The sequence below is a fragment of the Salinicoccus roseus genome (assembly GCF_003814515.1).
GTDB lineage: Bacteria > Bacillota > Bacilli > Staphylococcales > Salinicoccaceae > Salinicoccus > Salinicoccus roseus.
In genome coordinates this window covers 195,929-209,105 of record NZ_RKQJ01000002.1, presented here as the reverse complement: position 1 = coordinate 209,105, position 13,177 = coordinate 195,929, and the positions used below count along the sequence as shown (strand labels likewise).

General features: G+C 46.7%; 14 protein-coding genes. 11 read left to right on the top strand and 3 right to left on the bottom strand.

The window, feature by feature from the left end; all coding sequences use genetic code 11:
* Positions 1-4: 4 nt before the first annotated feature.
* The 5 genes from galT to EDC33_RS08075 all read left to right on the top strand — a co-directional run bounded on the left by galT (position 5) and on the right by EDC33_RS08075 (position 4,571).
* On the top strand, positions 5-1,504 hold the full coding sequence (gene galT, locus EDC33_RS08095; RefSeq protein ID WP_124010792.1) for a UDP-glucose--hexose-1-phosphate uridylyltransferase: 1,500 nt from the start codon (positions 5-7) through the stop codon (positions 1,502-1,504).
* A 72-nt stretch (positions 1,505-1,576) separates the two neighbouring features.
* The gene (locus tag EDC33_RS08090) at positions 1,577-2,701 is read left to right on the top strand and encodes an ABC transporter ATP-binding protein (protein ID WP_124010940.1); all 1,125 of its coding nucleotides are present in this window, start codon (positions 1,577-1,579) and stop codon (positions 2,699-2,701) included.
* A 480-nt stretch (positions 2,702-3,181) separates the two neighbouring features.
* Complete coding sequence (locus tag EDC33_RS08085) at positions 3,182-3,532, top strand: hypothetical protein (protein WP_188358191.1); 351 nt, start codon at positions 3,182-3,184, stop codon at positions 3,530-3,532.
* Positions 3,533-4,136: 604 nt separating this feature from the next.
* Positions 4,137-4,316: a response regulator transcription factor gene (locus EDC33_RS08080; RefSeq protein WP_124010791.1), complete on the top strand. Its 180-nt coding sequence runs from the start codon at positions 4,137-4,139 to the stop codon at positions 4,314-4,316.
* A complete protein-coding gene (locus EDC33_RS08075; protein ID WP_124010790.1) occupies positions 4,317-4,571 on the top strand; it encodes a response regulator transcription factor in 255 nt (84 codons plus the stop codon).
* A gap of 48 nt (positions 4,572-4,619) precedes the next feature.
* Here EDC33_RS08075 and EDC33_RS08070 read toward each other — a convergent pair whose 3' ends face one another.
* The gene (locus tag EDC33_RS08070; RefSeq protein ID WP_124010939.1) at positions 4,620-5,777 is read right to left on the bottom strand and encodes an acyl-CoA dehydrogenase family protein; all 1,158 of its coding nucleotides are present in this window, start codon (positions 5,775-5,777) and stop codon (positions 4,620-4,622) included.
* Between the two features lie 213 nt (positions 5,778-5,990).
* On the opposite strand from EDC33_RS08070, the gene EDC33_RS08065 reads away from it, so the two are divergent.
* From EDC33_RS08065 to EDC33_RS08050, 4 genes are read left to right on the top strand one after another with little or no spacing between them, the layout of a single operon-like run.
* Positions 5,991-6,734, top strand: coding sequence for an amino acid ABC transporter ATP-binding protein (locus tag EDC33_RS08065; RefSeq protein ID WP_124010789.1), 744 nt, complete (start codon positions 5,991-5,993; stop codon positions 6,732-6,734).
* Positions 6,735-6,758: 24 nt separating this feature from the next.
* Positions 6,759-7,595: a transporter substrate-binding domain-containing protein gene (locus tag EDC33_RS08060; protein WP_124010788.1), complete on the top strand. Its 837-nt coding sequence runs from the start codon at positions 6,759-6,761 to the stop codon at positions 7,593-7,595.
* 31 nt (positions 7,596-7,626) lie between these two features.
* Positions 7,627-8,352 carry an amino acid ABC transporter permease gene (locus tag EDC33_RS08055; RefSeq protein WP_124010787.1) on the top strand — a complete coding sequence of 242 codons (726 nt, stop codon included), beginning with the start codon at positions 7,627-7,629 and terminating at the stop codon, positions 8,350-8,352.
* Entirely contained in the window at positions 8,345-9,040 is a 696-nt protein-coding gene (locus tag EDC33_RS08050; RefSeq protein WP_124010786.1) for an amino acid ABC transporter permease, read from the top strand. Before EDC33_RS08055 ends, EDC33_RS08050 begins: the two co-directional genes overlap by 8 nt.
* Positions 9,041-9,159: 119 nt before the next feature.
* Here the strand turns inward: EDC33_RS08050 and EDC33_RS08045 are convergent, their stop codons facing one another.
* Positions 9,160-10,041 (bottom strand): glycerophosphodiester phosphodiesterase, encoded by an 882-nt coding sequence (locus EDC33_RS08045; RefSeq protein ID WP_229716703.1) that lies wholly within the window; start codon positions 10,039-10,041, stop codon positions 9,160-9,162.
* A 219-nt stretch (positions 10,042-10,260) separates the two neighbouring features.
* Complete coding sequence (locus EDC33_RS08040; protein ID WP_124010785.1) at positions 10,261-11,466, bottom strand: hypothetical protein; 1,206 nt, start codon at positions 11,464-11,466, stop codon at positions 10,261-10,263.
* Positions 11,467-11,616: 150 nt separating this feature from the next.
* On the opposite strand from EDC33_RS08040, the gene EDC33_RS08035 reads away from it, so the two are divergent.
* Together EDC33_RS08035 and EDC33_RS08030 are read left to right on the top strand one after the other, a co-directional pair.
* Positions 11,617-12,282, top strand: coding sequence for a haloacid dehalogenase type II (locus EDC33_RS08035; protein WP_124010784.1), 666 nt, complete (start codon positions 11,617-11,619; stop codon positions 12,280-12,282).
* Positions 12,283-12,420: 138 nt separating this feature from the next.
* Positions 12,421-13,167, top strand: a complete 747-nt coding sequence (locus tag EDC33_RS08030) for a sulfite exporter TauE/SafE family protein (protein WP_124010783.1) — start codon at positions 12,421-12,423, stop codon at positions 13,165-13,167.
* Positions 13,168-13,177 lie beyond the last annotated feature (10 nt).

Below are 13,177 nucleotides of genomic sequence, written 5' to 3'. Positions count from 1 at the left end.
CGAAATGGAACCTTTTCAAGTTATCGAAGGCCTTTTATTACAAGCATTGGATGCAAGATTGATAGAAGTAGATGATAAAAATTATGTACGTAATCAGGTCATGGATCAATTAAATGTAGCCTCTTTTCCCGAGTCAGTTGAAAACCCTGTAGAGGATACAATACCAAATCTACTGGAAAAACTCGTTGGCTATGCAGTTGAATCAGGTGTCATTGAAGATGTGTTTGATGATAAAGAAATTCTCTCTGCAAATATCATGAATTGTTTTATCGCACGCCCTTCTGTCATCAACAAAGTCTTTTATGAAAAATATGAACAGTCGCCAGAAGCAGCAACAGATTACTTTTACAATTTAAGTAAAAACAGCAATTACATTCAGATGAATCGTATTAAAAAGAACATCCATTATAAGGCAGAATCAGCTTATGGAGAACTTGACATTACGATTAATTTATCCAAGCCGGAAAAAGACCCCGAACAAATTAAACGGGAACGTGAGGTAAAGCAAGATGTTCATTATCCGAAATGCATGTTATGTGCGGAAAATGAAGGGTATGCCGGGAGAACCGGATATCCTGCAAGAGCAAACCACCGAATCGTTAAAGTTCCATTACTTGATGAAAACTGGTATCTGCAATATTCGCCATATGTGTACTACAACGAACACAGTATTGTACTGGCTGAAGAGCATCGGAACATGGAAGTATCGAAAAAAGCGTTTGAGCGGCTGGTAACATTCACGGAAAAGTTTCCGCATTATTTTATCGGTTCCAATGCGGATTTACCTATTGTTGGCGGCTCCATTCTCAACCATGACCACTATCAAGCTGGTCGTTATGAGTTCGCAATGAGTGCTGCTGAAGAAGCTTACACATTCCAATTAAATGAATTCCCTGGGGTTCATACGGCTGTTTTAAAGTGGCCGTTATCTGTTATTCGACTGCAGAGCAGGCAAAAAGAGGAGCTCCTTAAAGCAGCCGATCGCATTTTAAAGACTTGGAAATCATATAGTGACGGAGAAGTTCAGGTGCAGGCATTCACGGAGGATACCCCGCATAACACCATCACACCGATTGCCCGAAGACTTGGTGAACTGTTTGAACTTGATCTTGTGTTGCGAAACAACCGGACAACAAATGAACACCCAATGGGACTATTCCATCCACATGCAGATGTCCATCATATCAAGAAAGAAAATATTGGCTTGATCGAAGTGATGGGGCTTGCTGTGTTACCAGCTCGATTAAAAGAGGAATTGGAAGAAATAAAACAATACCTGTCAGGGAAGACCAAGACAGTGGAAGCATATCATCGTGATTGGGCAGATGAAATAAAAGCAGAACATGGCCAGCAAACAGACCTGAAAGTTATTGACAGGATTGTTGAAAAAGAACTTGGCAGGAAATTTGCCAGGGTGCTTGAAGATGCCGGAGTATTTAAACAAACAGAGGAAGGTTTAGCAGCATTCCGACGATTTACCAATGCGTTGAATGTAACAAAGTAAAAAGATGATAATATGCATATCAAACAGAAAAAAGTAAATAAAGACCATCAAAATAAGCTTAGGAGTGAGACAGTGGGAGAACTAAAATTACAAAATATCAAAAAAACATATGATAATGGACTTACAGTAGTCAGTGACTTTAATTTAGAAATACATGATGGTGAATTCATAGTTTTCGTAGGACCATCAGGCTGTGGTAAATCGACTACGCTTAGAATGATTGCTGGACTGGAAGAAATTACAGAAGGTGAATTCTATATTGATGATAAGCTAATGAATGATGTAGAACCAAAAAACAGGGATATTGCGATGGTCTTTCAGAACTATGCACTTTATCCGCATATGACTGTCTATGATAATATGGCGTTTGGTTTGAAGTTGAGAAAACACGCAAAAAACGAAATTAAGCAGAAGGTTGAAAATGCTGCGAATATTCTCGGTCTGACCGACTACTTAGACAGAAAACCTAAAGCACTCTCTGGCGGACAACGGCAACGTGTAGCATTGGGAAGAGCTATTGTCAGAGACGCAGGTGTATTTCTGATGGATGAACCATTATCCAACTTGGATGCTAAATTGCGGGTTCAGATGCGGGCGGAAATCATCAAACTGCATGATAGATTAAAAACTACAACAGTATATGTTACCCATGACCAGACTGAAGCACTGACAATGGCGACTAGAGTCGTGGTGTTGAATAAGGGAGATATCATGCAAGTGGGCTCCCCTAAAGAAGTTTATGATTATCCGGAAAGCATATTTGTAGCACAATTCATTGGATCCCCTTCAATGAATATATTCGAGGCGGAGATAAGAGAAGGTTCGTTATTAATCGGAGAAACGAGTATAAATATTCCAGAAGCTAAAAAAAGAATGCTCATTAATCAAGGTTATGATAATAAGAAAATTAAATTTGGTATAAGACCAGAAGATGTAAGAGAAGAATCAGTGTTCGTAGAGTCAGAAATCGCCTCTCCTTTTGATGCAGAAGTCAAAGTAAGTGAATTGCTTGGCTCAGAGATAATGGTTTATTCTAAGTTAAATGACCAAGAGTTTATTTCGAGAATAGATGCAAGGAATGATTTAGATTCAGGAGATACTATAAAATTTGCATTTGATATGAACAAGTGTCACTTTTTTGATTATCAGACAGAAAATAGAATTTTTGCGAAGCATGAAAAGTTACAGACACAATAAAGAATTATTAGTAAGAAAGATATTTCTTAGATAAGATTGGAAGAAGTGGTTTTAGATACAATTATATAGTATGGATTTAGTAACGATATTGTAGATAAGAGAGACGGTCGAAATTCAATCGCCTCTCTTATTTTTTATTTAGTCACCCACACATTCTTCTTCTTTACTTCACTTTCTATCCTACTCATCGAGCCTTCAGCCAACCCAATAACAGTCACTGTATATTCCATTGGTAGGCTATGGAAGTTGACACGGACATTTCTGAAATGTCTATGCATGTCACTGTCTGATGATGAATTTTACACGCATTACTAGGTATCGGAAGATTTTGAATATTGCATTCGAATTGAACCAGGCTGTGCATCAAATGATGCCACCCAGTGCAGAAGTATTGTGCCACTATGAAAATATATCAGCGCCTTCTGTATAACGATTGCGCACACCAATGGTGTGACATCATGATACAGGAGGTTTTTTAATGTGATTCAGTACCGGGAAATACTAGAACTTTATGAGAAAGGGGTGAGCCAACGCACCATCAGTGCATCGATTAGGAGTTCAAGACAGACGGTCAGTAAAGTGATCAACCGGGCGAGAGAAAGGGAGATGACAGTACTGACAGATGAAATGACAAATGCGTGGTTAAAGTTACAGCTATTTCCATCCCAGACACCAAAAGGACGGGGGTTCATCAAGGAAGACTGGCGCTATGTCCATGCGGAATTAAAAAAACATATGACCTTACGGCTGCTGCATAAAGAATATGAGATGCGGGCAGCCGATCATACCCCAGATTCCCATTCAGATATTCAGTCACCAGTTTTATTTTAAATGCATCGCTATATTTAACCACAAAGAAACCCCCAAAAGTTAGATTTACGACTCTAACTTTTGGGGGTCAGTACCCAATACTAAATGGGATGAAGTTTTAATCATTTTCTCTTCTTTTCTGAAGTATCTATCTCTTCTTGAATTACTCAGCTCCGACGAACTGGAGCTATTTATGTTGACTCCCGTTTAATAATTTACACAGCAGTCTTTTTATTTCTGATTCAAAAAATAGCTATAATTTTAATACGTCCATCTGACCAGTCTAGAAAAGGGCTATTTATGATAATTTTCAGCATATCATCATTAGGTTGGTATTTATACTTTACGAAAAATCAATTTGAATATAATAAGATAAATGCACATCTTAATTTTAGTCAATAGATTTTAAATATACTATCTGTATGAATTGGGTACACCCTAAATAGACAGTACAGAGTGTTGATTTCGCTGGTTTTTAAGTGTTTGATTAGGTTGTATTTTAAATATATTTAGAAAAGATGATGAGATGAAAATAGAGTATTCTATACAATTGAAAATAAGCTGTGTTGTCGTTAACATTCCATTCATATAAATGTGCAGAATGGAATTTTAGGAGGAATGGGAAATGGGCCATAATATTAAAGTGCTGATTGTTGAAGATGATCCGACTATCGTGGAACTGTTGGCGCTCTATCTCGAGAAATCGGGCTATGGCATCCTTGTTGCCCGGGATGGGGAAGAGGGGCTCGCAAAGTATTATGATGAAGAGCCGAACTGCATCATCCTGGATTTGGTGCTGCCGTAGATGGATGAAAGAAGAGTGCCGATCCTCATGCTGACGGGCAGGCGCGAGAGCTACGACACCATCCATGGTCTCGACATGGGGGCAGATAGCTATATCGTGAAGTCGTTCGATCCGAACGAACTGATACCAGAAGGTGCGAAGAAGCGTAATAAAGCTGCAGTCATGGTCACCCATGATGAACGCATGCTGAAGTATTGTGACCGTGTCTACGAAATTTCCGACGGTGTACTCAAAGAGATGGAGCAGACAGTATAAATATATAGGAAAAGGAGGAGATCCGCGGATCTTCTCCTTTTTTCATGCCTATATCTTTTGTTTTTCATTCTTCTTATTTTCCACCCAGCCAATAGAACTCTTGGCGAGTCCGATGATGACCATGTCATCCATAGGCGGATTGTGGAGACCGGCACGGACATTTCTGTAGTACCGCTGCAGTTCATTGTCGGCCGACAGGCTTTTTGCCCCGACGACGCGCATGGCGAGGTCGACGGCTTCGACGGCCTTGTTGACGATGGATGTCTTGACGGCGCCGAGTTCGCTGCCCATCCTGCTTCTTTCTTCTTCATCGCTTTCATCCCACTGTCTGGCGACGGAATAGAGGAAGTGCTCGGATTCCATCAGCAGCATCTCGATGCGGCCGAGCTTCTCCTGGACGTTTGGCAGCTCTGAAATGGTGCCCTTGATGCTGTTTGGGGAGTAGGTGGTCGCAAATTCGAGTGCCGCATCCTGTGCGGCGCGCGCAATGCCGAGGTAGCACGCCGGGATGTGCAGCAGCCAGCCGGCGGGATCCTTTTTACCGAGTGTACGGTAGGAGACGAGGTCCTCTTCCTGCACATGTACATCCTCCATGATGAAGTCATGGCTGCCGCTTGCGCGCATGGCGACGGAATTCCATGTCTCATCGACACGGACACCCTTGAGTGCACTGTCGACGACGAAGTTCCCGACCTCATCACTGCCCTCAATCGCGGCACTGACGACGCCGTACTTCAATATCGGTGACAGTGTGGCGAATGTCTTCCTGCCGTTCAGAATCCATCCGTCGCCTTCTTTCCGTGCCGTGGTCTCCGGCCTGCCGCCACGTGTCGGGCTCCCGGTCGCAGGTTCCGTGGCCAGGTTGTTGATGAGCGCACCGTTCTCGATGACATCTTGGACGACCTTCCTGTATTTCGTGTCGTCCCATGTCTTCTTCTCGCCGAGGTCCATGATGATGCCCATATGCCATCCGATGGAAAGCGCGGTGGCCCCGTCATATTTCGCAATGATCTCCTGATGCTTCATCAGTTCACGCAGCGTAATGCCGCCTCCACCATATTCCGATGGGATGGACAGATGCGGATAGCCGATATCCTTCAACGCTTGGAAATTCTCGAAGGGGAAGGTGACGTCCTCATCGTGCTGCTGAGAAGTCCCGCTGAAATTCTTCGCGGTTTCCTCCATCAGCTGGAGGCGTTCATTCATTTCAAGTTCATTTAATGTCTTCAAAGTGATGCTCCTCTCCTCAATCCTATATGTATCATCATAATTATTTCATTATTCCACCAAACAAATTCTTTTTCAATAGATAAGTGCAATAATACAACTTAAATTCCCATTTGACAAGTCGGGAATAATAGTTATAATGAATCGTATCATTTTAATTTTCAGACTACATAATGGAAGAAGGTGTGTCATGTGCTGAACATAGAGAATCTGAATCTGTCTTTTGGGGACCACAAGGTGCTGGATGATATCAGCCTCGAAGTCAAAAAGGGCGAGGTGATCACATTCATCGGACCGAGTGGTACGGGGAAGACGAGCCTGCTCAGATGCATCAACCTGCTCGAGAAGCCGGAGAGCGGCCGCATCACCCTGGGGGGAGATACGTATGATTTCTCATCAATCACGAAGAAGGAGACGCTTGCGCTTCGCCGGAAGACGGCGATGGTGTTCCAGCAGTACAACCTGTTCAAGAACAAGACGGTGCTCGAGAATGTCATGGATGCCCAGATCGTGGTCCAGAAGAAGTCGAAAAAGGCGGCGCATGACAAAAGCATGGAGGAGCTCACGCGAGTCGGCCTCGAAGCGAAGGCGGATGCATATCCACATCAGCTCTCAGGGGGCCAGCAGCAGCGGGTGAGCATCGCCCGGGCACTCGCTGTGGAGCCGGAAGTGATCCTTTTCGATGAACCGACTTCGGCACTCGACCCTGAACTGGTCGGCGAGGTGCTGAAGGCGATCGGTGAAGTTGCGGATTCGGGGATGACGATCATCCTCGTGACACACGAGATGTCATTCGCCAAAGACATATCCGACCGTGTCATCTTCATGGATCAGGGCAGGGTGGCTGAAGAAGGACCGCCGGAACAGATATTCAACCACTCCGAAAATGCACGGACCCAGCAGTTTCTACGCAAGTTCTATACGACGACCCATTAAAAATCATAAGGAGGCATACATATCATGAAAAGGTTACTTTTATCAATTTCATTTGCAGCAGTGCTGCTGGTGCTCGCGGCATGTGGTGGGGAAGAAGAGAGTGCAGAGGGTGCTGAAGAAAGCGGAGAGGTCAGGACAGTGGAAGTAGCGGTATCTTCATCCTCCCGTCCGCTGAGCTATGTCGGTGACGATGGGGAGTTGACAGGCTATGAACCCGAACTGCTGCGTGCCATAGACGAAAAACTTGAGGGCTATGAATTCAACATGGAAGGCGCGAGTGACAGTGCTGGGGAAATCGGACTCGATACAGGACAGTATGACATGCTCGCCCAAGGGTTGATCTTGTCTCCGGAAAGGGAGGAGAGCTATCTGGTTCCCGACGAAAGCAATGGACCGAGTCTGATGAAGATTTTTGCGACAGGCGATCAGGAAGGTGAAATCGAAAGTCTAGACGATCTGCAGGGCAAGAACGTCGTACCGGTCACACCGACAGGCGGCGTCTTCAACCTGCTGAACGGCTACAATGAAGAACATCCGGACAACCAGATCGAGTTCGATACATCGGACGGCGGCATCCCGACATCCGACCGCCTGCAGGAAGTGAATGATGGCGTGTATGATGCGCTCGTTCATCCATCCAACCTGGGTCAGCAGGAAATCATTGAAGAGGCGGGTCTCGACATCCATGTGACGGAACCGGTGGAAATCAATCCGACATACTTCCTGATCCATGATTCCGAGGAGAATACTGAACTGCGTGACAAGGTCAGCGAAGCACTGGCCGAACTGAAGGAAGAAGGCACCGTGTCGGAACTGTCCAATGAATTCTACGGGGAAGACATTCTGCAGTACGAAGAGTAGAAATGGCAATGAATGAAGAGGAGGGGTAATCATGGATGTACAATATATGCTGGAGATACTTCCACAGTTCCTGTCTGTGATTCCCATAACGATCCTGATCGTTGTACTCGCCGCTGTATTTGGTTTTCTACTCAGCATTCCCATAGCGGCGGCACGGATCAGGAGGATTCCTGTCCTGAGCCAGCTGCTCGGGGCATACATATCATTCACCCGGAGTACACCGATACTCCTGCAACTGTTCCTGTTCTTCTTCGGACTGCCGGTGCTGCTGCAGCTGATCGGATTCGACATAAGGAACATCGGTCCCATCACCGCAGCGACGGTGTGCCTGATCTTCTTCAATGGTGCGTATATGTCGGAAGTGCTGCGCCCGGCTTATCTGGCGATCGATAAGGGACAGCATGAAGCGGCCGAAAGCCTCGGCTATACACCGGTCCAGAAGATGAAGCGGATCATCATCCCGCAGATGGGTCCCATTGCGCTCCCGGGCCTCGGCAATGCGATCATCCACCTCATCCATGACAGCTCCCTCGTCTTCGCCATCGGTGTCGTGGATATCATGGGGATGGCGACGATCATGAGCGGGGATACATTCGGCATGAAGCAGGTGGAAGTCTTCCTGACGGTCGCCCTCATCTACTGGGGCATCTCCATGATTTCCGAGCAGATCATCAGAAGGCTCGAACGCAGGAAGAAGCGGGTGCTGAGAAGGACGGGCTACGAAATGAAGAAGAAGGAGGCGGGCTACAGTGTTTGATATCATAGTCGTTTTCGAAAGCTTCGTTGAAATCCTCAAAGTCGTGCCGAAGACGCTGCTTCTGGCGCTCATCATCCTTGTTCTTTCATTCACGCTCGGTGCTACGATTACGTACATCCAGAGTTTGAATATACCGGTGGTAAGGCAGGTCATCGGTGTCCTGCAGTCATTTCTCAGGGGCACACCGAATGTCGTGCTCCTCTACCTGGTCTATTATTCATTGCCGCTCGTGCTCGCGTGGTTCCTCGGGCTGTTCAATGTCACCTTCGATCCGACAAGTCTGAATTCCACGGCCATCGTCATCGTGACGTTCAGCATCTGTTATTCCGTATTCCAGTCCGAGATTATCAGGGGTGCACTGCATTCATTGGATAAGGATCAGATAGAAGCGGCACAGTCGCTCGGCTACAGCACGACCCAAGTGTTGAGGAAAGTCATCATTCCACAGGTCATGATGGAGGCACTGCCCGATACGATGAATGCATTCCTGATCATCATCAAGGCGCTGTCACTCGCCTTCCTCGTGACCGTCGTCGACATCTTCGCCCAGGCAAGGCTCGTCGGGGCACAGAGCTTCAGCTATCTGGAAGCCTTCGTCGCCGCTGCACTTGTGTACTGGGGCATCTGTGTCCTGCTTACGTACGTCATCGATAAGCTGGAGAACAGGATGCGGAGAGGGTATGCGTAGATGAAGAGAGTAGTTAACTTCATCAGTGCTAAAAACCATAGATGTCTTGCGCAGATAGCAAGCCACCTATGGTTTTTCATTTAATCATATATATCGAATCTCAGAATGAGAAACATCTCCTAATTGTAATATGGTGCACTGCTATGCCCCACGAGGTCCGGGTAATCTGAAATGACTCCATCAACCCCATAATCCATCAGTTCATTGATCCTTGATTGATCATTTATTGTATATGGAGCAATCTGCATGCCGTAGTCATGGATACGGCTGACAAGATCCGTGTCTACCATCTGGTGGTTGGGATTTACATAATCAGCGTATGTGGAGAACTGGGCGAGTTGTGCATCAGATATGCCTTCAGCGTTGTAGCCCACGAGAACACCGGTGTCGACATTCGGCAAGAGGGCATTGAAGTGTGCGATTGACCCGTGGTCGAATGATTGTACGATGGTCTTGCCGTTATTCGGTTTGTCCATATTTTTTTCTTCGAGTGCAGCAGCAATTTCTTCTTCTATACCTGGATGCTGGGATGCATTCTTGATTTCAATCAGGATGCCGATCTTTCCGCGGTAAGTGTCGAGCACTTCTTCCAATGTAGGAATCTGTTCTCCCGCAAATTGAGGTTCAAACCAGCTGCCTGCATCGAGCTGCTTCAACTCCTCGAGGGTGTAGTCGTCCACACTGCCTGAACCATCCGTCGTCCTGTCGATCATTCCGTCATGCATCAGAACGACTTCCCCATCTTCGCTCAATTGGACATCTATTTCGATGTAATCGGCTCTCATCTCCAGAGCTTTGTCAAATGCGGCCATTGTATTTTCAGGTGCATAGCCGGAGGCGCCCCGATGCGCAATGTTCATCGTATGTTTTGCGGCATTTTGGGAGATATTGTTTTTCCCGGCTGCAGAAATTGCATCTTGGCCATTCGATATTCCCAACAGGGCGACCAAAAGGAGTGCCATCAATAAAGTTTTCATCAAGGTGCCTGCAAAATTTTTCATGAATCGTCTCTCCTTCATTAAAATTAGTCCATCTTCTAATGGTTTCATAGCTCTTCTTGTAAAGTGAGCTACATCAACAGTCTAAAGAGACAATGTTCAGACGCGATGAAATTCGTGTTAATATGCTGTAAATGCTTCAGGTTTTCCTGTCCTTTTTGATGCGCATAAGGAAAGCACCCTTCAATAATTTGAAGGATGCTGATTGAATGCGCCGTTATTTTATTCTTCATACTCCTTGGCTTCTTCTTTCTCCTCTTCTTTCTCCTGCTCACGTTCTTCCTTCAGTTTCTCATGACGCTGGCGCTGGCGATATCCATATGTGCTGTCGAGTACGACCTCCTCGTCCTCGAATGAGGAGCCAAGTGCACCGATGATGGTGGAGATGCTGGCGCCGATCCAAGACGTATAGAAGTAGATTCCTATACCTGGCGAGGCTGAAGTATAGGCTTCAACCTGTGCCATTGGCATGAGCAGTATCGTCCAGATGGAAAACATGCCGAATAGTATGATGTAATACATGAGGACGGTCATGAGCAGGGTGAAGAAAGTCGTTACATTGTAGATCTTCCTAAGGAAGGTCCTGTTCTCCTCACCCTTTTTCTCCCAGAGCTGATGGGCCATGATGATCCACAGGGTAAGGGCAAGTATTGAGAAGAAAGTCAGCAGGGTTGCCCTCGGCACGCTGAAGTTCATACTGAGTTGCCACACTGTCGAGAATACAAGGGCATAGGAGCCTGTGGTAAATGCGATGACGATGATTTTGCTGAAGGCAGGGAACATCTTCCATGGTTCATTCGCGAACACCATGCCGGAAATGATGCGCAGGTAGCCGCCCGGCTTTGACTTGACGGTATATCGGACATCGACACCCTCTTCTTCTTCCTGGGGCGTTTCACGGATCAGGGGTGAGATGCGTTCGAAAATCCGCGAACCGATGAGCTTGCGTGAATCCTTGTTCCTGAGGGCATCGAACTTCTGCTTGTCTTGGGATTCCATATGGGCCGCAGAGGCTTGCCGTCCTTCATCGGATGTGCCATAGTACATCTCGTTCATCAGCTGGAGTATTGACTCCTGAACGCGTTTCTTCATTGTGGTGAAGCCGAAACCGGGCAGGCTGATCAATGCAGCCGACTTGTCCTTCAGGGCCTCGGCGACGACAGGACGTTTGTCTTTGAAGAGCGGCAGGTCCGTCAGGGCGATGGCAAAATCCCATTCTTCATTTTCCTTCTTATCACAGACGGCCTCGATGACTTCCTTCGAATCATTCGTACCGCCGGTAAGTATATCTTCATAATAGTGGACATCCCACTCATAATCATCCGTGATGTAGTAGTCGAGCATCTCGGGCAGTTCTTCGACGAGGTCCGCACCGAGGTGCTCTGCGATGCCGGGTGCTGTAATCAATGCGATGCTTTTCTTTTCCATATGGCCACCTCCATTGCTGTCTGATTTCATGCTTTCCTTTCTTATAACCGTATTTGGAGGAAGATATGCCTGCAATATGCATATTTTTTATGGAGACTGAAGTTTACCGATGGCGTCACAGGGAAGCTGTACACCAACATATGGAAGGGGATGAGAAGGATGATCAAAGCGCTTGTGTTCGATGCATATGGGACACTGTATGATGTCCATTCAGTCAAGGAGGCATGCGATTCGCTATTTCCGGAGAAGGGAGAGGCAATCAGCGCGGAGTGGCGCAAGAAGCAGTTGGAGTACTTTTTCCAGAGGCAGGTGATGGGGCGTTACAGGCCTTTTGAAGACGTGACCCGTGACGCATTGCGTTATGCCTGCAAGGCGGAAGGCGCAAAACTTACAAAGGAAAATGAAGATATGCTGATGGAGGCCTACCTGGAACTTGAGTTGTTCGAAGAGGTAAGGGATGTACTCGGGAATCTCTCGGACAAGCAGCGCGTCGTATTCTCGAATGGTTCTGGGAATATGATTGACCCGCTCGTCAATGGCTCCGATATTGCAGACGACATCGACATGGTCATCAGCGCGGATGAAATCAAGCAGTATAAGCCGGCTGCGGCCGCCTACGCCCATGCACTGGACAGACTGGGGATCGAAAGGAATGAGGTGCTCTTCATGTCATCGAATTCCTGGGATATCATGGGGGCGGCGAGCTTTGGTTTCCATACAGCCTGGATCAACAGGGGGCGTGAACAACCTGAAACACTGGATATCCAGCCTGATAGGGCGTATACCGACCTGAAAGGCATACTCGAGTGGATGTAGATGCGGAAGGGCAGCCATGGCTGTCCTTTTTGATGAATTTCGGACATTCCGGTGTATTTTTCATATAAAACTGATATGATAATGCTTAAACATTGGAACTATTTTAATGTAGAAAACTAAGAGGGAAGAAGCTGTCATATGGAAGTATTATCGCTCATCGCAATATTTCTCGTCGGCATCGTCGTCGGCTTCATCAATATCGTCTCAGCGGGCGGTTCCATGCTCACATTGCCGATGCTCATATTCTTTGGTCTGCCATCGAATGTGGCGAACGGGACGAACCGTATCGCCATACTGTTCCAGAATGGATTTGCACTGTACCAGTTCCAGAAGAATGGGCACCTAAACTGGAAGTTCGGCCTGCTGCTGGCCATCCCGACCACGATCGCTTCGATATATGGGGCCCGGTTTGCGGTCAACATCGCAGATGATACATTCGATACGCTCCTGGCCGTCTTCATGGTCATCTTCGCAGTGCTGCTCATCATCAAGCCCCAGCGCTACATAAAAGGCAAGTTCAATCCGAAAGTCGCCATCCCGCTGCTCGGGGTCGCCTTCATCCTGATCGGTCTGTACGGCGGCGCACTTCAGGCAGGGGTCGGCTTCTTCATCAGCCTGACCCTGCTCATGCTCATTCCGAACATACCGATGGGGGAGATGCACGGGCTCAAGACGCTCGTCGTCACCATTTACATCTCGGTCTCGACCTTCGTCTTCATCTTCAATGACCTGATCAGCTGGAAGTTCGCCATTGCGCTATCCATCGGTTCCGCAATCGGCGGCTCCATCGGCGGCAGGTATGCGAGCACCCTGCCCGACAAACTGCTGGAGAAGATATTGATCATCGCCATCATCTTCTTCGCAGTCATCCTGCTCGTCAGATAGAATAAAAACC

Excerpts from the sequence above, each read along its gene's own strand:
- galT (WP_124010792.1), top strand. The coding sequence starts at position 5 with ATGGAACCTTTTCAAGTTATCGAAGGCCTTTTATTACAAGCATTGGAT.
- EDC33_RS08080 (WP_124010791.1), top strand. The coding sequence starts at position 4,137 with ATGGGCCATAATATTAAAGTGCTGATTGTTGAAGATGATCCGACTATC.
- EDC33_RS08075 (WP_124010790.1), top strand. The coding sequence starts at position 4,317 with ATGGATGAAAGAAGAGTGCCGATCCTCATGCTGACGGGCAGGCGCGAG.
- EDC33_RS08070 (WP_124010939.1), bottom strand. The coding sequence starts at position 5,777 with ATGAATGAACGCCTCCAGCTGATGGAGGAAACCGCGAAGAATTTCAGC.
- EDC33_RS08060 (WP_124010788.1), top strand. The coding sequence starts at position 6,759 with ATGAAAAGGTTACTTTTATCAATTTCATTTGCAGCAGTGCTGCTGGTG.
- EDC33_RS08055 (WP_124010787.1), top strand. The coding sequence starts at position 7,627 with ATGGATGTACAATATATGCTGGAGATACTTCCACAGTTCCTGTCTGTG.
- EDC33_RS08045 (WP_229716703.1), bottom strand. The coding sequence starts at position 10,041 with ATGAAAAATTTTGCAGGCACCTTGATGAAAACTTTATTGATGGCACTC.
- EDC33_RS08040 (WP_124010785.1), bottom strand. The coding sequence starts at position 11,466 with ATGGAAAAGAAAAGCATCGCATTGATTACAGCACCCGGCATCGCAGAG.
- EDC33_RS08035 (WP_124010784.1), top strand. The coding sequence starts at position 11,617 with ATGAGAAGGATGATCAAAGCGCTTGTGTTCGATGCATATGGGACACTG.
- EDC33_RS08030 (WP_124010783.1), top strand. The coding sequence starts at position 12,421 with ATGGAAGTATTATCGCTCATCGCAATATTTCTCGTCGGCATCGTCGTC.